Source organism: Georgenia sp. EYE_87 (assembly GCF_023148685.1).
Lineage (GTDB): Bacteria > Actinomycetota > Actinomycetes > Actinomycetales > Actinomycetaceae > Georgenia.
Genome location: NZ_JAHXNL010000023.1, coordinates 20,879 through 39,444, shown reverse-complemented (window position 1 = coordinate 39,444; position 18,566 = coordinate 20,879). Strand labels below are relative to the sequence as shown.

The window sequence follows — 18,566 nt, the reverse complement described above, 5'->3', positions numbered from 1 at the left end:
CCGCCCCCCCCGGCGCCCCCCGCGGCGTCCGGCGTCGCGGCCCCCGGCGCACGGGGCCCGGCCGCTCCCGAGATGTCGACGACGATCGAAGGAGCCCCGCGATGACGTGCGGCACGCACTCCGAGGCGGTGCCCCAGGACGTCCGGCCGGACGTCGGTGCCGCCACCGACCTGCTCGGGGCCGGGGCCGACACCGCGCACGACTACCTCGAGGTCCGCGGCCTGCGGGTGAGCTTCGACGGCTTCGTGGCCGTCGACGGCGTGGACCTGACCGTCGTGCAGGGCGACCTGCGTTTCCTGATCGGGCCCAACGGCGCCGGCAAGACCACCCTGGTCGACGCCGTGACCGGGCTCGTCCCCGCCGGCGGCTCGGCGCAGTTCGGCGGGACCGAGCTGCTCGGCAGGAAGGTCCACCGGATCGTCCGCGCCGGCGTCGGGCGGACCTTCCAGACGGCCAGCGTCATCGAGGGGCTCACCGTGCTGCAGAACCTCGACATCGCCGCCGGCTCGCGCCGCAGCGCGCTCCGGCGGCTGCGGCGTCGGACCGGGGTGGACGAGGCGGTCGAGCTCGCGCTGGAGACGGTCGGCCTCGCGCACGTGCGCGACAGCCTCGCCGGAGTGCTGGCGCACGGCCAGAAGCAGTGGCTGGAGATCGGCATGCTCCTCGTCCAGGACGCCCGGCTGCTGTTCCTCGACGAGCCGGTGGCGGGCATGAGCCAGGGCGAGCGCGAGGAGACCGGCCGGCTGCTGCGGACGATCGCCGACCACCGCACGATCGTCGTCGTCGAGCACGACATGGAGTTCATGCGTTCCGTCGCCGACTCGGTCACCGTGCTGCACCAGGGCAGGGTGCTCAGCGAGGGCAGCGTGGCGGACGTGCAGGCAGATCCGCGGGTGGTCGAGGTCTACCTCGGCACCCCCGCGCACACGAAGGAGGACTGATGCTCGAGCTGTGCGACGTGCACGTGGGATACGGCCGCACCACCGTGGTCCACGGGGTCGACCTCGCCGTCCCGGCCGGCGGGGTCACCGCGGTGATGGGGCACAACGGCGCCGGCAAGACCACACTGCTCAGGTGCGCCGTCGGGCTGCTGCGGCCCACGCGCGGCAGCGTCCGGCTCGACGGCGAGGACGTCACCCGGCTCCCGCCGCACGCGCGGGTCCGCCGCGGCCTGGCCTACGTGCCGCAGGGCCAGCAGGCCTTCGGGACCCTCACGGCCCGGGAGAACCTCCAGCTCGTGGCGGCCCTGCGGCGCGACGGCGCCCGGCGCGCCGCCGAGGCGCTGGACCTGTTCCCGGCGCTGGCCGCGGTGCTGGGCCGGCGTGCCGGGCTGCTCTCCGGAGGGCAGCGGCAGCAGCTCGCCATCGCCCGGGCCCTGATCACGGGGCCCCGGGTGCTGATCCTGGACGAGCCCACCGAGGGCATCCAGCCGTCGGTGGTGGCCGAGATCGAGGCGGCGATCCTCGAGCTCGCCGCCGGCGGGGAGATGGGCGTCCTGCTCGTGGAGCAGCACGTCCGGTTCGCGGTCGCGGCCGCGGACACCTACGCGGTGCTCGCCTCGGGCCGGCTCACCCAGTCCGGCGACGGCGGGGCCGGGGCGGCCGACCGCGTCCGCACCGCGATGGCCATCTGACCCGCAACGTCCGGGGGCGACGGGCCCCGGCCGGCTGGCTGTCGGGAGGCTAGGTCGGGCGGCTAGAAGAGGGCGAGGCCGGTGTAGAGCAGCAGCGTGACCACCATCGCCGCGATGACCAGGCCGGCGATCAGGCGGTGCCACACCGGCCGGCGGCGCCGCGGCGGCAGGTCCTCGCCGCCGTCGCGCAGCTCGCGGGGCAGGTCGCCGCTCACAGCGCCACCGTGCCGGCGACGCCGGTGGCGGCGTCGCCCGCCACCCAGATCTCGCCGTCGTCCTCGGTGACGTGCACGCGGCCGCTGCGGCCCTGCACGGTGCCCTGGGCGGCGACGTAGGCGGCGGGTGCGACGCCGGTGTCCCGGAGCCAGCGGGCGAGCCCGGCGTTGAGGCTGCCCGTGACCGGGTCCTCGGTGCCCGTGCCCATGACGGCGCGGACCTCGAAGGTGGGACGGTCGTCCCCGCCCGGGGCGCCGTCGTCGGCCGGGTGCGGCCCGACCACGCCGACGAACAGGTCGCCGAGCGCGGCGTAGTCGGGGCGGATCGCGAGCACGACGTCGGCCGACGCCACCCGGAGGGCGAGCCACTCCGGCCCGTTGACGAGCCAGGAGGCGTCGAGCACGTCCTCCGCGCTCAGCCCGAGGCCGCGGGTGGCCCGCTCGAGCTCGTCGTCCGACGGCGGCTCGTACCGGGTCAGCTCCGGCCCGGCGAACGCCCACCGGCCGCCCGACTCCCGCAGCGGCACGAGGCCCTGCGCGCACTCCTGCACCAGCCGGCCCGGCGTGCGCGGGGTGCCGCCGGCCTCGAGCCAGGCGTGCGCGGAGCCGATGGTGGGGTGACCCGCGAAGGGCAGCTCGCCGTCGGTGGTGAAGATCCGCACCCGGTAGTCCGCCTCGGCGGTGGTGGGCGGGAGCAGGAACGTGGTCTCGGAGAGGTTCGTCCAGGTGGCGAAGCGCTGCATCTCGGCGTCGGAGAGCCCGTCGCCGTCGACCACCACCGCGACGGGGTTGCCGGCGAAGGGGACCGGGGAGAAGACGTCGACCTGGGCGAAGCGGCGCTCGTTCACGCGCCCACGCTAGCCGGTGCGCGGGGCGGCTCAGAGCGCGAGGTGCGTCGCGCGCCCGGCCACGAAGGTCGCCGAGACGCGCGTCGAGCGCAGGTGCGCGGCCACGGCGGCCGTGCCGCCCGGGGCCCCGGCCGCCGGTGCGAGCGGGTCGGCGTCGAGGAGGACGACGTCACCGGGCGCGCCGGCGCGCAGCGTCCCGTACCCGTTCGTCGACGCCGCCAGCGCCTCGGCGGCCGTGAGGTGCTGCTCGGGGTGCCAGGGGGCGCGCTCGTCCGCGCTGCGGTGCACGGCCGCCGCCATCGCCAGCCACGGGTCGAGCGGCGCGACGGGAGCGTCGGAGCCGAGGGCCAGGCGCGCCCCGGCGTCGAGCAGGGACCGCAGCGGGAAGCTCTGCCCGGCCCGACCCGGCCAGAGGCGCTCGGTGACGTCGCGGTCGTCGAGCAGGTGGGCCGGCTGCACGCTCGCGACCACGCCGAGCCGGGCGAACCGCGCCGGCTGGTCCGGGGCGAGGAGCTGGGCGTGCTCGATCGAGCCGCGGGCCCCGGCGGCCTCGATCGCGTCCAGCGCGATGGCGACGGCGGCGTCGCCGATCGCGTGCACGGCAACCTCGATCCCGCCGGCCGTGGCCCGGCGCACCAGCTCGGCCAGCTTGTCCGGCGCCACGTTCTGCACCCCTCGCGGGTGAGCCGGGTCCTGCGGGTGCTCGTACGGCACGGACGTGTGGGCGGTGGCGGTGTTCAGCGAGCCGTCAGAGATCACCTTCAGCGGCCCCATCGTCAGCAGGCCGCGGCCGCCCGGCAGCGGGTCGCCGGTGCGCAGCCCGAGCGCGAGGATCTCGTCCAGGCCGTCGGCGTAGGTGGCGGTGCGCACGCGCAGCAGGTCCAGGCCGGCGGCGACGCGCGGCGGCCACTCGGCCGCGTTGCGCGCCCACTCCAGGTCCGTCACGCCGACGACGCCGTGCGCCGCGGCGTCCGCCAGCGCCCGGCGCAGCCCCTCGGTCGGGTCGCTGCCCGGCAGGTCGGCGAGCCGGGCCAGCGCCGCGAAGAAGACGTTCTCGCGCACCAGCCCGTCGTCGTCGGCAGGGACCGGCAGGCCCAGGAGGTCGCGGCCCCGCGTGGAGACCCAGCCGCTGTGCACGTCTCCCGAGAGCATCACCACCGCACGGCCGGCCGCGACCGCGTCGAGCGCGGACAGCGTGGGGCGGTCCGCCCAGGTCGCGTGCCGGAACCCGTAGGCCACCACGGGCAGGTCACGCGCGGCCGGGACCGACGGCAGGTGCGCCGCGAGCAGGTCCAGCGCCTCCGCGGCGCTGCGCGCGGCGGAGACGTCGAGCCGCGTGAAGGTCTGCGCCCACTGCGACAGGTGGACGTGGTGGTCCCACAGGCCCGGGACCGCCCAGCGGCCGGCGGCGTCGAGCTCGTCCTCGCCCGCGTCCCGCGCGAGCGAGGGGGCGACGGCCGAGACGACGCCGTCCGTGATGCGCAGGTCGACCGGTTCGGGTGCCGGGGGAGCGGCGCGGCCGGCTCCGCCGTCGCCCGGCCCGGGGGCGGCGCGGCCGGCGGGCCGGACCGGGACCAGGCGGACGCGGCGCAGCAGGACGGAGCCCGCGAGCGGGTCCCCGCCGTCGGCAAGGGTCGTGCCGTGCGGCATCAGAGATAGCGGGTCGGGTCGAACGCGGTGAGCGGGATGATCCGCACGCGCGGCAGCACCGAGGTGAACGCGCCGAGGTCGTCCTCGAGGTCGTAGATCTTCAGGCCGCGCTCGGTCAGGCCCGCCAGCTCGGAGTTGAGGAACTCGCGGAAGCACAGCACGCCCACCCGGCGCCCGGCGTCCAGCAGCCGCTCGACCTGAGGGATGTAGTCGCCGTCGTGCGAGGCGAGCAGCACGTCCCCGGCGCCCTGCGCGAGGATCGCGTCCATCGTGCGCTGGATGCCGATGTCCACGACCTTCTCGTGCACCGTGCCCGCCAGCGGGATGGGATGGAAGTTCATGGCCAGCAGCGCCTGCACGAAGCCCATCGGCATCTGGCCCGAGGTGGCGTTGAGGAAGAACAGCCCGCGCGCGGTCTCGTCCCACACCTCTTCCGCAAAGTGCATCACGCGGTCCCAGCGCGGCCGCTCGGACGGCTCCGGCCGGCGGTTGAGCACGCTCATGCCGAGGGTGGCATCGATGTTCTCGCCGTCGACGAGCAGATAGGTGGTGAGGGAGTCGGGCATGCGCTCACCTTAGTGGCGCGGATCGGTCGCACAGCGTCGCGGCATAGGCTTGGCCGGTGAGAGACGTCCGGAACGTGACCCTGCTGGCGGGTGGCGTGGGTGGCGCGAAGCTCGCGCAGGGACTCGACCGCGCGACGTCGGCCCTCACGGTGGTCGTCAACACCGGCGATGACGCCGTCATCTACGGCCTCTCGATCAGTCCCGACCTCGACACCGTCATGTACACCCTCGCCGGGATCGCCGACCCGCAGAACGGCTGGGGCGTCGCCGGCGACACCTACGCCACCCTCGAGGCGATGGCGCGCCTCGGTCAGGACACCTGGTTCCGCCTCGGTGACCGGGACATCGCCACCCACGTCCTGCGCACCGCCCGGCTGCGCGCCGGCGTCCCCCTCTCGACGGCGACGGCGGAGCTCGCCTCGGCGCTCGGCGTGCGGCCCCGGCTGTTCCCCATGACCGACGACGCCGTCGCCACCCTCGTCGACACGCCCGCCGGCCGCCTGGAGTTCCAGGAGTACTTTGTGGCACGCCGCCACGCGGACGAGGTGCTCGGCGTCGTCCTCGACGGCGTCGAGCGGGCGGCGCCGGCCCCGGGCGTCCTCGAGGCGCTCGACGCCGACGTCGTCGTGATCGCCCCGTCCAACCCGTTCGTGAGCATCGGGCCGGTGCTCGCCGTCCCGGGGGTGCGCGACGCGCTCGCGGCGTCGGGTGCCCGGCGCGTGGCGGTCAGCCCGATCGTGGGCGGTCACGCCCTCAAGGGGCCGGCGGCCGCGATGCTCGCCGCGATGGGGCACGAGGTCTCCGCGCTCGGAGTGGCCCGCCTCTACGCGGGCCTGGCGGACGTGTACGTGATCGACGAGCGCGACCGCCCGCTGGCGCCCGCCGTCGAGGAGCTCGGCATGACGGCGATGGTGACCCGCACCGTCATGGGTGGCCCCGAGGACCGCGAGCGACTCGCCCGCGAGATCCTCGCCGCGTGATGGCGACCGAGAAGGGCGTGTCCGGCGGAGCGACGTCCGGGGGAGCGGCTCCCGGGGGAGCGGGGTCCGGGGGAGCGGCTCCCGGGGGAGCGGCAGTTGTGGGAGCGGCGCCGGGGGGAGCGGCGCCGGGTGGAGCGGCTCCCGGCCGGGCGGAAGGCCGCGGGCCGGTGATCGCCGTCGTCCCCCTGCGCGGTGGCGCGGCCGGCAAGACGCGGCTCTCCGCCGAGCTCGGTCCGCAGGAGCGGTCCCGGCTGGTCGCGGTGCTGGCCCGCCACGTGCTCGGCGCGCTGCTCGACGGGCGTGTCTCGCGCGTGCTCGTGGTGACCGCGGACCCGGGCTTCGCGGCGGAAGTGGTCGGGCACGACGGGCGCGTCGAGGTGGTCGGGCAGCCCGCCGACCGGCCGGGGCTGAACGAGGCGGTCGCCGTCGGGCAGGAGCGGGCGCTCGCGGCCGGCGCCGCGCGGGTTCTGGTGGTGCACGCGGACCTGCCGCTGCTCGCGGCCGACGACGTCCGGGCGCTGCTGGAGCCGGCGGCGCCGGTCGTGATCGCCCCGGACCGGCTCGGCACCGGCACCAACGCGCTGGTGCTCGCCGGCAGCGTCAGCGGCTTCCGGTTCCGGTTCGGCCCGGGCAGCCGCGAGGCGCACGAGCGCGAGGCGCGGCGGCTCGGGGTGGTGCCCGACGTGGTGCTGCGGCCGGGAACGGCGACGGACCTGGACACCGCGGCCGACTGGGCGGAGCTGCCCGCGGCGGTGCGCTCGGGTCTGCGGGCCGCCGTCGGGGGCGACTGAGCCGCGTTCGCGGCACCGGCCGGCCTGGCGGGACTCGCCTTCGCAGCACGCGCCGACGTAGGACGCGTGCGACCGAGGGTGCCGCCGACCAACCAGATCGAGGTATTGGTCATTCTGAGAGCTGGTAGTAACCAATCGCTCGACCTCGTTCCTCCGTGAGGTCCGGTGGCGGCCGCCAGCGAGCGCGGTGGCGGCCGCTGGCCAATGCGGCGCGGCTCTCCGTGGGAGCGGCCGTCAGGACGACCAGCGCCCCCGGTGGACCACGTCGTCGAGCGGGCGTCGCGGCCGCCGCACCGCCGACCCGCCCGGCCGCTCGTCGGGCGCCGGGTGCCCGACCGTGACGGCGCCCACCGGGCTGTGGTCCTCCGGGACGCCGAAGGCCGCACGCAGGTGAGCGACGCGGCTTGCCGGGACGCCGAAGAAGCAGGCGCCGAGACCCTCGTCGACTGCGGTCTGAAGGATGAGCAGCGCGGCCATCCCCGCGTCGACGTGCCAGTACGGCACGGCCCACCCGGCTCCCCGGGCCGCGGCGTCGGGGAGGTCACCGCCGGCACTGTGGCCGGGCGGCGCAGCGGGCTCACCGTGGGTCCCGGCGCCGTGCGGCACTGCGTGGTCGGCGCGCGCCTTGTCCGCCTCGCCGTACCGACGGCGGTAGGCGGCCTCGGAGGAGAACGGCACGATCACCACCGGAGCGGTGCGCATGCCGCGCAGCCAGCGGTCCGGCTGCGCCGCGCGGGCCGGCGGGGTGGCCGCCTCCCAGAACCGGGAGACGTCCTCGGGACGGTCGAGCACCAGGAAGCCCCAACCCTGCGAGAAGCCGGCGCTCGGCGCGCGGACCGCGTTGCGCACCAGCCGGTCCACCGATCCGGGCGCGACCGGCTCGGCGGAGTAGCGGCGCACCATCCGCCGCCGGCGCACGACGTCCTGGAACTCCATGGGGCGATCATCGCGCACCGCCGGACGGGACCGGGCCGCCGGACGTGCGCCGGAGCGGGGGCCGGTCCGGTTCGTCCGGACTACCCTTGTCCTTGTAGGTGACCGGGCCCACACCCCTCGGCCCGGCGCCGGCTCATCCACGAGATGACGAAGGAGTCGATCACGGTGACCACCCTGTCGCGCCCCGAGGCGCAGCCCCGCACCGCCCCGCTCGCCAGGTTCCGGGCCCCCGGGCCCTTCGACCCCGCGCACGGCCACGAGCAGGTCGTCTACTGCAACGACGCCGCCTCCGGCCTGCGGGCCATCATCGCCGTCCACAGCACCGCGCTCGGCCCCGCCCTCGGCGGCACCCGGTACTACCCGTACGAGTCGGAGGACGCCGCGCTCGCGGACGCCCTGCGCCTGTCGAAGGGCATGACCTACAAGAACGCCCTCGCCGGGCTCGACCTCGGCGGCGGCAAGGCCGTCATCATCGGCGACCCGACCCGGGAGAAGTCCGAGGCGCTCCTGCGGGCCTACGGGCGTTTCGTCCAGTCCCTCGGTGGGCGCTACGTCACCGCGTGCGACGTCGGGACCTACGTGGCGGACATGGACGTCATCCACCGGGAGACCGACTTCGTCGTGGGCCGCAGCGAGCCGCACCGCGGGGCCGGGGACCCCTCGGTCCTCACCGCGTTCGGCGTCTTCACCGCCATGCGCGCCTGCTCCGATCATGTCTGGGGCACCGTCTCCCTGCGCGGGCGCACCGTCGGCGTGGCCGGGGTCGGGAAGGTCGGCCACCTCCTCGTCGGGCACCTGCTCGAGGCGGGCGCGAACGTCGTGGTGACGGACGTCAGCGACGCCGCGGTCGACCGCCTCCGCCGGTCCCACCCGCAGGTCGACGTCGTCGCCGACACCGACGCCCTCGTCCGCGCCGACCTCGACGTCTACGCCCCCTGCGCGCTCGGTGGCGCGCTCGACGCGGCGACCGTGGAGGCCCTCCGCGCCCGCGTGGTGTGCGGCTCGGCGAACAACCAGCTGGCCGACGACGGCGAGGGCGGCATCCCCGAGCGTCTCGTCGAGCGCGGGATCACCTACGCGCCCGACTACCTCGTCAACTCCGGCGGCGTGATCCAGGTGTCGGACGAGCTGGAGGGGTTCGTGTTCGAGCGCGCGAAGCACCGGGTGGAGAAGCTGTTCGACGCCACCGCGGCCGTGCTCCGGCGCGCCGAGGAGCAGGGCATCAGCCCGGCGCGCGCGGCGGACCACCTCGCCGAGGAGCGCATCACGACGATCGGCTCGTCCCGGATGTACCTGCCCGGGCGGCGCTGAGCAGGGCGCGGGCCGGCAACGGTCCGGCACGGGGCAGGCACCGGTCCGGGCGCCATGCCCGCGCTCACCCCTGGGCTGTGCTGGACTCCGGTGCCGTCCCGCCCCGCGGCGCCTCCGCGGTCATCAGCGCGGTCAGCTCGGCCTGCTGCTCGGCCGACGGCGTGCCCCAGCCCGGCCGGTAGCCGACCACCTCGCGCAGCGGCCGTCCCTCCTGGTTGCCGGCGAGGATCTCCACGTCGTCGACGTCGATGAGCCCGGGGTGCAGCACGCCGCACGACTCGGCGACCTTGAGCAGGTCCCGCCGCAGCGTGCGGACGTACCCGGCGAGCCGGACCGACTTCGTCGCCGGATCCAGCCCGTGGGCCAGCCAGGCGTTCTGCGTCGCCACCCCCACGGGGCAGGTGTCGGTGTGGCACTTCTGCGCCTGGATGCAGCCGATGGCGAACATGGCCTCGCGGGCGACGCCGAGGAGGTCGCACCCGAGCGCGAGGGCGACGACGGCGTTGTCCGCCAGGCCGAGCTTGCCGGAGCCGGTGAAGACGATGCGGTCCGTCAGCCCGGCCTCGGCGAAGATGCCGTAGACCCGCGGGAACCCGACGCGGAAGGGCAGGGCGACGGAGTCGCTGAAGGTCAGCGGGGCGGCCCCGGTGCCGCCCTCCCCGCCGTCGACGGTGATGAAGTCGACGCCGCGCTGGCCGTCCGCCATGGCCTCGGCGAGGCCGTGCCAGAAGTCGAGATCGCCGACGGCGGACTTGATCCCGACCGGCAGGCCGGTGGCGTCGGCGAGGAGCTCGACCCAGTCGAGCATGCTGTCGACGTCGCTGAACTCGGCGTGGCGCGACGGGCTGATGCAGTCCTGACCCGGCCGGACCCCGCGGATCTCCGCGATCTCCGCCGACACCTTGGCCGCCGGGAGCACCCCGCCCAGGCCCGGCTTGGCGCCCTGGCTGAGCTTGATCTCCAGCGCCCGCACCGGCGCCGAGGCGACGAGGTCCTTCAGGCGCTCGAGGTCGAACGCGCCGTCGAGATCCCGGCACCCGAAGTAGGCCGTGCCGATCTGGAAGATCAGGTCGCCGCCGTGGCGGTGGTGCGGGGCGAGCCCGCCCTCGCCGGTGTTGTGCAGGGCGCCGGTCATGGCGCAGCCCTCGTTGATCGCCCGGACGGCGTTGGCGGAGAGGGAGCCGAAGCTCATCGCCGAGACGTTCACGACCGACGCGGGCCGGAACGCCCTGGCGCGACCCCGCGCGGCCCCCAGCACCTTCGCGCACGGCAGGATGACCTCCTCGCCCGCGCGCGGGTGGGAGGGCGGGGCGACGGCGGAGAACGTGCGGTGCTTGATGATCGGGTAGCCGTCGGTGCGCTCGACGTCGTTGTCGGTGCCGAAGCCGAAGTAGTTGTTCTCGCCCTTGGCGGACGCGTAGATCCACCGCCGCTGGTCGCGGGTGAACGGCCGTTCCTCGTCGTTGCCCGCGACGATGTACTGGCGCAGCTCCGGCCCGATCGCCTCGATGGCGTACCGGGCGTGGCCGAGCACGGGGAAGTTGCGCAGCAGGCTGCGCCGGCGCTGGAGCAGGTCGTGCGCGGCCACGCCGGCCAGGCCCGCGACGGGGAGGAGCGCCTTTGTCCACCTCATGGTGGGCAGTGTGCCCCCGGTGCGGTGGACCCGCATCGCGGGCGAGGGCCCGACGCCGGGCGGCTCGGAGCCGGCTGCCGTCGGCCGCAGAGCGACCGGGCCCCCACCCGGTGGGTGAGGGCCCGGTCGTGACGCTGTGTCCTGCGGCCGGGAGCCGCCGTCAGTAGGTGGTGCGGTCCTGCTCGGGCGCCGGGACGGCGGAGCCCTCGTCGGTGGCGTTCCCCGCGTTGAGCTGCGGGGCCGCGGAGGTCCCGCCGCTCTTCAGGGCGGCGAGGCGGGCCTCGACCTCGGCGTTGCGGCCGTAGTCCTCGAGCTCGGCGAACTGCGACTCCAGCGTGGCGCCCTGCAGCTCGGCGTGGCCGGCGACGCGGGCCTCCTCGCGGCGGACCTGCTCCTCGTAGCGGGCGATCTCGCTGGTCGGGTCCATGATGTTGATGGACGAGATGGCGCCCTGCACCGTGGCCTGGGCCTCGGCGGTCTTGGCGCGGGCGACCAGCTGGTCGCGCCGGCCCTTGAGCTCGTCGAGCTTGACGCGCATCTGGGTCAGGCCGGTCTTGAGCTTCTCGACGACCTCGTTCTGCGAGTCGATCATCGGCTCCGCGGCCTTGGCCTCGTTCTCGGCGGTGATCTGCTTGCCGATGGCGATCTTGGCGAGGTCGTCGAAGCGGGCGGCCTCGGAGGGGTCACCGGCGGCCCGCAGCTGCTCGGCCTTGCTCGAGGCGGCCAGCGCCTTCTGCCCCCAGTCCCGGGCCTCGGCGAGGTCGGCGGCGTGGTCCTGCTCCGCGAGGCGCAGGTTGCCGATGGTCACCGCGACCGCGTCCTCGGCCTCGGCGATCGACGAGGTGTAGTCGCGCACCAGCTGGTCGAGCATCTTCTGCGGGTCCTCGGCACGGTCGAGGATCGCGTTGATGTTCGCGCGGGTCAGCTGGGCGATGCGGCCAAGGATGCTCTGCTTCTCTGCCATGGTGATGCCCTTCTCTGGTTGGGGTCTCGGTCACGATTGTGGGTCTGCTGGGCCTCTCCGCGGCCCTCGCCGGCCGGCTGGCCCGGGGCTTGTGGTCGGTCCGGTCGTCGGGCGGCCGTCAGAAGCGACCTCCGCCGCCGCCGAAGCCGCCCCCGCCGAAGCCGCCGCCCCCGCCGCCGAAGCCGCCGCCGCCGCCCCAACCGCCCCCGTGGCCGCCGCCGCCGAGGAGGATGCCGCCGAGGATGAGGGAACCGACGTCGATGCCGCCGCGCCGGCCGCCGCCGAAGCCGCCACCGCCGCCCCACGGGTCGTAGCGGTCGGCGTCGCGCTCGGCGAGGCGCTGGGCGTCGGCCGCCATCTGCTCGGCCTGGGCCACGAGCTGCATGGCCGCGACCGGGTCGCTGGTGGAGAGCCGGTTCGCCTCGGCCGCGAGGCGGGTGGCCTCGGACAGCCGGGTGCGGGCCTCGGTGCCGACGGTCCCCCGCCGGGTAGAGATGTAGTCCGAGACGGCGCGGATCTGGGAGTTGAGGCGGCCGAGCCGCTCCTGCAGCTGGCCGGCGGCACGGCGCCGGACCTCGTCCGCGTCGCGCGCCGGGGCGAGAGCGGCGTCGATGGCGGTCTCCGCCGACTGCAGGCGCTGGAGTGCGGCCAGCGGGTCGCCGCCCGTGCGCGCCTGGTGGCCCTGGGCGATCGCGGCCTCGGCCTCCTTGCGGCGCGCGATGACGGCGGGGTCGTTCGGGGCCAGGCGGTTGGCGTCCTGGACGTCGCGGGTGATGGACGCCAGGGCGGTGTCGAGCCGGTTGCCGGCCTCCGCCAGCACCTGCCCGGCGCCGTGGACCGCCTTCAGCAGCGTGCTCGCCTGGGCCACGGCCTCCTCCGCGACCCGCGCGTGCGTGACGGCGGTCTGGCGGTCGCCGGCCTCGACCTTGGCGCGGCCGGCCGCGACGGACTCGTGCGCGGACACCAGCAGGGCCTTGGCCTGGTCCGGGTTCCTCGACACCGACGCCAGCGCCGCGGCGGGGTACTGGGTGGCGAGCCGGGCCAGCTGGGCGCGGGCGCCCTCGATCTCGCGCTCGACCTCCGTGGCGCGCTGGTCGAGCTCGGCGAGGACCTGGGGGGCGCGGGCCTGCATGTCCCGCAGCCGGACGAAGTGCTGCGCCTGCGCGGAGAGCGTCTCGTCGACCTCCGCGGTCAGCTGGAGGATCTCGGCGTACATCTGCCGCTGCTGGGGCTCGGTCTCCGGGACGTCGTCGTCGAGCTGCTGGCGCAGCGCGAACGCGCGCTGGGCCTTCTGCTTCGCCTGGGCGAGCGCGGCGGTGAACTGGTCGGTGGCCTGGAGCCCGAACTGGGCCTTGGCGAACCCGAGCTCCTCCTCGGAGCTGCGGATGGCGTCGTCGGCCCCGAGCAGGGCGGTGCCGGCGCGCTTGGCGAGCTCCGGGGTGGGCAGGTTGAGGGGGTGGTCCCGCGGCAGCTGCTGGCGGGCCTGGCGCGGCTCGCCCGACGTGTCCTTCTTGCGGCGGGCGACGAAGAACAGGCCGATCCCGCCGATGACCAGGAGACCGACCAGGGCGACGGTGAGGAAGCTGCCGAGTCCGCCCCCGCCCGCCCCCGACAGTCCGCCTTCGGCCGCGGCCCCCACGCCCTGCGCGAAGGCGACGGAGGCGCCGGCCCAGTCCTCGGCGCCCAGGGCCGGCACCACGTCGTCCCGGAGGATCTGCTGGAGCTCGTCGTCGCCGACGGGCGACTCGCTGTGGAGGGCGTAGCCGTAGGCCCCGTCGTCGATGGCGACGGAGAGCAGGACGTTGTCGACGCCGAGGTTGGACTGCTCGGCGGTCTGGACGGACCACTCGTTGGCGCCCATCCCGTCGAAGGTGTTCACGAACGTCACGAACACCATCTGGCCCGTCTCGGCCTGGACCTCGTCGAACGCGGCCTGGATCTCGGCGACGTCGCCGTCGCTCAGGACGTCGGCGGTGTCGGTCACCTGCTCGGCGAGGTTCGTCGGCGGCTCCGCCAACGCCGGTCCCGCGAGGGCGGCGGCGGGAACCGCGACCAGGACGGCGGCAGCCAGGGATCTCACGAGCGCGACGGGTCTCACACCGTGATCCTGTCGGCCCCGCCACGGTCGCGCAACGACTATGACGCGCGTTCGCCCAGGGAGGAGAACGGGAACCACCGAACCCTCGTGCCGTTGTCGTCCGGTGAAGGTCCGGACCCCGGTTCCCGGCGAAGGACGGAGGTGGGCGGTCGGGGCGGCTGCCGGAGGTGGCGGTCGGGGCGGCTGACGGAGCTGGGGCGGCGGTCCCCGTGCCGGATCCACCGGACGGCTGCGCCCGTACCGTGGTGCCGTGGAGTCCGTGATCCTGACGGTGGTCCAGCCGGACGAGACGGTCCCGCTCGACCGGTTCGGCCCCTGGCTGGGCGAGACCTCGTTGCGGTGGGTCCGCCCCTGGGCCGGCGACCCCCTGCCCGACGTTTCGGAGGTCGGTGCGGGCCTGCTGGTCCTGGGCGGCCGGACCAACGCGTACGACGACGAGAGAACGCCGTTCCTTCCCGCCCTCCGGGGGTTGCTGGCCGACGCCGTCGAGCGGGACGTGCCCGTCCTCGGCATCTGCCTGGGGCACCAGCTGCTGGCGGCCGCCACCGGCGGGCGCGTGGAGGTCGGTGCGGCTCCCGGGCCGGAACGGGGGGTCGTGCCGATCGCGTGGCACCCCGAGGCGGTGGCCGACCCCGTGCTGGGACGGGCCGCGGCCGACGGGCCGGCGCTGGTGCCGTCGATGCACGCGGACGCGGTCGTCGAGCTCCCGCCCGGCGCGACGGCGCTGGCCGGCTCCGAGCTGTACCCGGTGCAGGCGATGCGGGTCGGCTCCGCGGTCGGCGTGCAGTTCCACCCAGAGGCGTCGCCGGAACTGATCGGCGCGTGGGCGTCGAAGAGGCCCGGGACCGACGCCGCCGCGCTGGTGGACGCGGCCAGGAGGTGGGACGCGCAGGTCTCGGCCGCCGGGCGGGCGATCGCCGAGGGCTTCGCGGCGCACCTCCGGACCGTGCCGACCGCCGGGGGTTGAGGACCGGAGCGGTGAGGTCCGGGGTCAGGGCGCGACGGCCTCCAGCGACGCGGCGCCGGTGATGGCGTTGATCCCCTCGGGGGAGAGGGCGTGCTGGGTGACCAGCGTGGACGCGCCGAGGACGCCGGCGCGGCCCTCCGTCCGGGAGCTGACGATCCGCAGGTGCTGCGTCGCCAGCGGCAGGGAACGGCTGTAGACCGACTCCCGGATGCCGGCGAGGAGATGCTCGCCGACGGCGGCGACGACGCCGCCGATCACGATGACGGAGGGGTTGAGCATGTTGACGCAGCCGGCGAGCACGGCACCGATGTGGCGGCCGGCCTGGCGCACCGCCTGGACCGCGCCGCGGTCCCCCGAACGGACCAGCTCGACGAGCTCCGCGTTGGTCCCGACGGCGTAGCCCTGCTCGCGGAGCCGGGCGGCCACCGCCTGACCGGAGGCGACCGCCTCCAGGCAGCCGACGTTCCCGCACGTGCACGACGTGGTGTTGCCGTCGGGCACCGCGATGTGCCCGAGGTCCCCGGCGGCACCCTGGGCCCCGCGCTGCAGGGCGCCGTCGCTGATGATCCCCGCGCCGATGCCCGTGGCGATCTTGAGGAAGATCATGTCCTCGATGTCGGGGTAGACGGCCTCGTGCTCGCCCAGCGCCATGATGTTGACGTCGTTGTCGACGAGGATCGGCACCGGGAAGGTCTCGCGCAGGTACCCGGGGACGTCGAAACGGTCCCAGCCCGGCATGACCGGCGGGCTGGTGGGGCGGCCGGAGTCGTGCTCGACCGGGCCGGGCAGCCCGATGCCGACGCCGGCGAGGTCCGAGAGGGGGCGGCCGACCTCGTCGACCAGTCGCAGCGCCACGTCGGTGACGGCGTCGAGCACGGCGACCGGCCCGGCGGCGATCGACTGGTCGAGCATGTCCTCGGCCAGGACGCGGTTGGCCAGGTCGGTCACCGCGACGCGCGCGTGGCTGACCCCCAGGTCGACCGCCAGGACGAAGCGGGCGCCGGGGTTGAACGCGAAGGTCGCCGGCGGCCGGCCACCGGTCGAGACCGCCTCGCCGGTCGGCGCGACGAGCTTCGACGACAGGAGGTCCTCCACCCGGGCGGAGATCGTCGACCGGGCCAGGCCGGTGACCGCCGCCAGCTCGGCGCGGGTGCGGGGACTGCCGTCCCGGAGGAGCTGGAAGAGGCTGCCGGCGCTGCTCGGGGGAGCGGGCTGGCTCCACTGCCTGGCGGCTCCACCGACCGTGGTCTGCAGGATTGCCATAGCACTAGTTAACCACTGGCCCGCACTTTTGTCGTCGACGGTTCCGACATCTTTTGCTTGACCCGCGACGAAAGTCCCTCTATGTTGTGCCCATGGTCACAGCAGACCCCCCAGCGCCGTTGCTGCAGATGCACGGCATCGTGAAGCACTTCCCGGGAGCCAAGGCGCTCGACGGCGTCGACCTCGACATCCGCGCCGGCGAGGTGCACTGCCTCCTCGGGCAGAACGGCGCCGGCAAGTCCACGCTCATCAAGACGCTCGCGGGCGCCCACCGCCCGGACCGGGGAGAGATCCTGTGGCAGGGCGAACCCGTGACGATCGGCTCGCCGCAGGCCGCCCTCGAGCTCGGCGTCGCGACCATGTACCAGGAGCTCGACGTCGTCGACGGGCTTAGCGTCGCCGAGAACATCTACCTGGGCCACGAGCTCGCCAACGGCGGGTTCCTCCGACGGGCCGAGGCCCACAGCCGTACCCGTGACCTGCTCCGCCGGCTCGGGCACCCCGAGATCTCGCCCTCGCGGGAGGTGGGACGGCTCTCCGCCGCCGGCAAGCAGATCGTCTCCATGGCCCGCGCGCTGTCCCGGGACGCGAAGGTCATCGTCATGGACGAACCGTCCGCGGTGCTCGACCCGGAGGAGGTCTCGAACCTCTTCCGCGTGGTGCGCTCGCTGAGCGCGGAGGGCGTCGCCATCATCTACATCTCCCACCGACTCGAGGAGATCCGCCAGATCGGCGACCGGATCACCGTCCTGAAGGACGGCCGGACGGTCGCCACCGGGCTGGCCGTCGCCGACACCCCGACGGCGAAGCTCATCCCGCTCATGACCGGCCGGGAGGTCGAGGCGAACTTCGGCGGTGCCGGAGCCGGCATCACGTCGGACCGGCCGGTCCTAGAGGTCGAGGGGCTGGCCCTGACCGGGGTCTTCGCCGACGTCTCCTTCACCGTCCGGCCCGGCGAGATCGTCGGCCTCGCCGGACTCGTCGGCGCCGGCCGGTCCGAGATCCTGGAGACCCTCTACGGGGCCCGCCACGCCAGCGCGGGCACGGTCAGGGTCAACGGTAGGGCGCTGCGTCGCGGCTCGGTGCCGGCCGCGGTCTCCGCCGGCGTCGGCCTGGCGCCCGAGGAACGCAAGAGCCAGGGGCTCCTGCTCGACGAGCCGGTCTTCCGCAACATCACCCTGTCGACCTTCGCGCGCTTCGCCCGCGGCGCGTTCCTCGACGAGCGTGCGGAGCGGGCCGCCGCCGAGGAGCAGATCCGGGCGCTCCAGCTCGCGCCCGCGGATCCCCGCCGCATCATCCGCACCCTCTCGGGCGGCAACCAGCAGAAGGCGATGCTCGCCCGCTGGCTCGTCCACGGCTGTGCCGTGCTGCTGCTCGACGAGCCCACGCGCGGCGTCGACGTCGGCGCCCGCGCCGAGATCTACACGCTCATCCGCCGGCTCGCGGCCGAGGGGGCCGCGATCGTCGTCGTCTCCAGCGAGATCGAGGAGGTGCTCGGCCTCGCGGACCACGTCCTCGTCGTCGCCGACGGCGCCGTGGTCCACTCCGGGCCGGCCGGCCAGATCGACGAGCACCGAGTGCTCGACCTCGTCATGGAAGGAACACACGCATGAGCGAGAACCAGCCGGCCACCGCGGCGGCCGGCAGCAGCCCCGAGGAGAACGGGCTGCCGCCGACCAACCGTGACGTGAGCCCGGTCCCGGACCGGGGCAGGCGCACCCCGAGGTTCCAGCTCGGCGGCCTCGGCCACAGCCTGGGCCTGATCATCGCCCTCGTCCTGCTCATCATCATCGGCGTCATCACGTCCGGCGAGCGGTTCGTCGGCCTGAGCAACATCATGGTGATCCTCGAGCAGACCGCGGTCATCGGGGTCATCAGCATCGGTGTCACCTTCGTCATCACCGCCGGCGGCATCGACCTCTCGGTCGGCTCCGTGATGGGCCTGGCGACCGTGTGGGCCTCGACGCTGGCCACGCAGACGATGGCGCAGGACACCCACTGGGTCATCATGGTCTTCACCGCGCTCGCCGTCGGCGCCGGGGCCGGCCTGATCAACGGCGCGATCGTGGCCTACGGCCGGGTGGTCCCGTTCATCGCCACCCTGGCGATGCTCGTCGCGGCCCGCGGACTGGCGGAGATCATTTCCAACCGCCGCACGCAGATCGTCAACGTCGAGGGCTACCTCGACTTCTTCCGCGCCGACGTCCTCGGCGTGCCGGTGATCGTGTGGATGTTCGTCCTGGTCGCGGTCGCCGGGTGGGTCCTGCTCGCCCGCACCACGTTCGGCCGGCGCACGATCGCCGTCGGCGGCAACCCGGAGGCGGCCCGCCTGGCCGGCATCAAGGTCCAGCGCCACACCATGTGGGTGTTCACGCTGGCCGGGCTCACGGCGGGGCTCGGCGCGCTCATGATGCTCGCCCGCACGACGGCCGGCAGCTCCACGCACGGCTACCTCTACGAGCTGGACGCCATCGCGGCCGTCGTCGTCGGCGGGACCCTCCTCATCGGCGGTCGCGGCACGATCGTCGGCACCGTCCTCGGCGTCCTCGTCTTCGCCGTCCTGACGAACATCTTCATCCAGAACAACCTGTCCATCTCGGCGCAGGCCCTCGCCAAGGGCGCGATCATCGTCCTCGCCGTCCTGCTCCAGCAGCGCTTCGCCGCCCGGGCCCGGTCAAGCTGACGGCCCCGCCCGACCTCCGTCCCCGCCC

At 74.9% G+C, this 18,566-nt stretch carries 17 protein-coding genes; 8 read left to right on the top strand and 9 right to left on the bottom strand.

The genetic code is table 11. The features are described from left to right. The first annotated feature begins 101 nt into the window (after nucleotides 1-101). Entirely contained in the window at nucleotides 102-941 is an 840-nt protein-coding gene (urtD, locus tag KZX45_RS19565; protein WP_248259433.1) for an urea ABC transporter ATP-binding protein UrtD, read from the top strand. After that, on the top strand, nucleotides 941-1,633 hold the full coding sequence (urtE, locus tag KZX45_RS19560; RefSeq protein ID WP_248259432.1) for an urea ABC transporter ATP-binding subunit UrtE: 693 nt from the start codon (nucleotides 941-943) through the stop codon (nucleotides 1,631-1,633). The genes urtD and urtE overlap by 1 nt, the downstream gene beginning before the upstream one ends. 62 nt (nucleotides 1,634-1,695) lie before the next feature. On the opposite strand, the gene KZX45_RS19555 is transcribed toward urtE, so the two are convergent. The 4 genes from KZX45_RS19555 to KZX45_RS19540 are packed head-to-tail and all read right to left on the bottom strand — an operon-like array spanning nucleotide 1,696 to nucleotide 4,912. After that, complete coding sequence (locus KZX45_RS19555) at nucleotides 1,696-1,848, bottom strand: hypothetical protein (RefSeq protein ID WP_248259431.1); 153 nt, start codon at nucleotides 1,846-1,848, stop codon at nucleotides 1,696-1,698. Continuing rightward, nucleotides 1,845-2,696 (bottom strand): PhzF family phenazine biosynthesis protein, encoded by an 852-nt coding sequence (locus tag KZX45_RS19550; RefSeq protein WP_248259430.1) that lies wholly within the window; start codon nucleotides 2,694-2,696, stop codon nucleotides 1,845-1,847. The genes KZX45_RS19555 and KZX45_RS19550 overlap by 4 nt, the downstream gene beginning before the upstream one ends. Nucleotides 2,697-2,726: 30 nt before the next feature. Further along, nucleotides 2,727-4,346: an amidohydrolase gene (locus KZX45_RS19545; protein WP_248259429.1), complete on the bottom strand. Its 1,620-nt coding sequence runs from the start codon at nucleotides 4,344-4,346 to the stop codon at nucleotides 2,727-2,729. Further along, nucleotides 4,346-4,912, bottom strand: a complete 567-nt coding sequence (locus KZX45_RS19540) for an NYN domain-containing protein (RefSeq protein ID WP_248259428.1) — start codon at nucleotides 4,910-4,912, stop codon at nucleotides 4,346-4,348. Before KZX45_RS19540 ends, KZX45_RS19545 begins: the two co-directional genes overlap by 1 nt. A gap of 56 nt (nucleotides 4,913-4,968) precedes the next feature. Between KZX45_RS19540 and cofD the strand changes: the two genes are divergently transcribed. Together cofD and cofC are read left to right on the top strand one after the other, a co-directional pair. Next, on the top strand, nucleotides 4,969-5,892 hold the full coding sequence (gene cofD / locus KZX45_RS19535; RefSeq protein WP_248259427.1) for a 2-phospho-L-lactate transferase: 924 nt from the start codon (nucleotides 4,969-4,971) through the stop codon (nucleotides 5,890-5,892). A gap of 167 nt (nucleotides 5,893-6,059) precedes the next feature. Then, nucleotides 6,060-6,683: a 2-phospho-L-lactate guanylyltransferase gene (gene cofC, locus KZX45_RS19530; protein WP_248259426.1), complete on the top strand. Its 624-nt coding sequence runs from the start codon at nucleotides 6,060-6,062 to the stop codon at nucleotides 6,681-6,683. Nucleotides 6,684-6,917: 234 nt separating this feature from the next. Here the strand turns inward: cofC and KZX45_RS19525 are convergent, their stop codons facing one another. Next, the gene (locus KZX45_RS19525) at nucleotides 6,918-7,619 is read right to left on the bottom strand and encodes a nitroreductase family protein (RefSeq protein WP_248259425.1); all 702 of its coding nucleotides are present in this window, start codon (nucleotides 7,617-7,619) and stop codon (nucleotides 6,918-6,920) included. Nucleotides 7,620-7,784: 165 nt separating this feature from the next. Between KZX45_RS19525 and KZX45_RS19520 the strand changes: the two genes are divergently transcribed. After that, entirely contained in the window at nucleotides 7,785-8,930 is a 1,146-nt protein-coding gene (locus KZX45_RS19520; protein WP_248259424.1) for a Glu/Leu/Phe/Val dehydrogenase, read from the top strand. A 64-nt stretch (nucleotides 8,931-8,994) separates the two neighbouring features. Here KZX45_RS19520 and KZX45_RS19515 read toward each other — a convergent pair whose 3' ends face one another. The 3 genes from KZX45_RS19515 to KZX45_RS19505 all read right to left on the bottom strand — a co-directional run bounded on the left by KZX45_RS19515 (nucleotide 8,995) and on the right by KZX45_RS19505 (nucleotide 13,625). Continuing rightward, entirely contained in the window at nucleotides 8,995-10,563 is a 1,569-nt protein-coding gene (locus KZX45_RS19515) for an FMN-binding glutamate synthase family protein (protein WP_248259423.1), read from the bottom strand. A gap of 160 nt (nucleotides 10,564-10,723) precedes the next feature. Next, nucleotides 10,724-11,527, bottom strand: coding sequence for a PspA/IM30 family protein (locus KZX45_RS19510; RefSeq protein ID WP_248259422.1), 804 nt, complete (start codon nucleotides 11,525-11,527; stop codon nucleotides 10,724-10,726). Nucleotides 11,528-11,645: 118 nt separating this feature from the next. Continuing rightward, nucleotides 11,646-13,625 (bottom strand): TPM domain-containing protein, encoded by a 1,980-nt coding sequence (locus KZX45_RS19505; RefSeq protein WP_248259421.1) that lies wholly within the window; start codon nucleotides 13,623-13,625, stop codon nucleotides 11,646-11,648. 250 nt (nucleotides 13,626-13,875) lie between these two features. Between KZX45_RS19505 and KZX45_RS19500 the strand changes: the two genes are divergently transcribed. Next, nucleotides 13,876-14,592: a type 1 glutamine amidotransferase gene (locus KZX45_RS19500; protein WP_308221776.1), complete on the top strand. Its 717-nt coding sequence runs from the start codon at nucleotides 13,876-13,878 to the stop codon at nucleotides 14,590-14,592. A 24-nt stretch (nucleotides 14,593-14,616) separates the two neighbouring features. Here the strand turns inward: KZX45_RS19500 and KZX45_RS19495 are convergent, their stop codons facing one another. Beyond that, a complete protein-coding gene (locus tag KZX45_RS19495) occupies nucleotides 14,617-15,855 on the bottom strand; it encodes an ROK family protein (protein ID WP_248259420.1) in 1,239 nt (412 codons plus the stop codon). Nucleotides 15,856-15,947: 92 nt separating this feature from the next. Here KZX45_RS19495 and KZX45_RS19490 point away from each other — a divergent pair, with 92 nt between their 5' ends. Next, nucleotides 15,948-17,468 carry a sugar ABC transporter ATP-binding protein gene (locus tag KZX45_RS19490; RefSeq protein ID WP_248259419.1) on the top strand — a complete coding sequence of 507 codons (1,521 nt, stop codon included), beginning with the start codon at nucleotides 15,948-15,950 and terminating at the stop codon, nucleotides 17,466-17,468. Beyond that, nucleotides 17,465-18,538: an ABC transporter permease gene (locus KZX45_RS19485; protein WP_248259418.1), complete on the top strand. Its 1,074-nt coding sequence runs from the start codon at nucleotides 17,465-17,467 to the stop codon at nucleotides 18,536-18,538. The genes KZX45_RS19490 and KZX45_RS19485 overlap by 4 nt, the downstream gene beginning before the upstream one ends. Nucleotides 18,539-18,566: the final 28 nt, after the last annotated feature.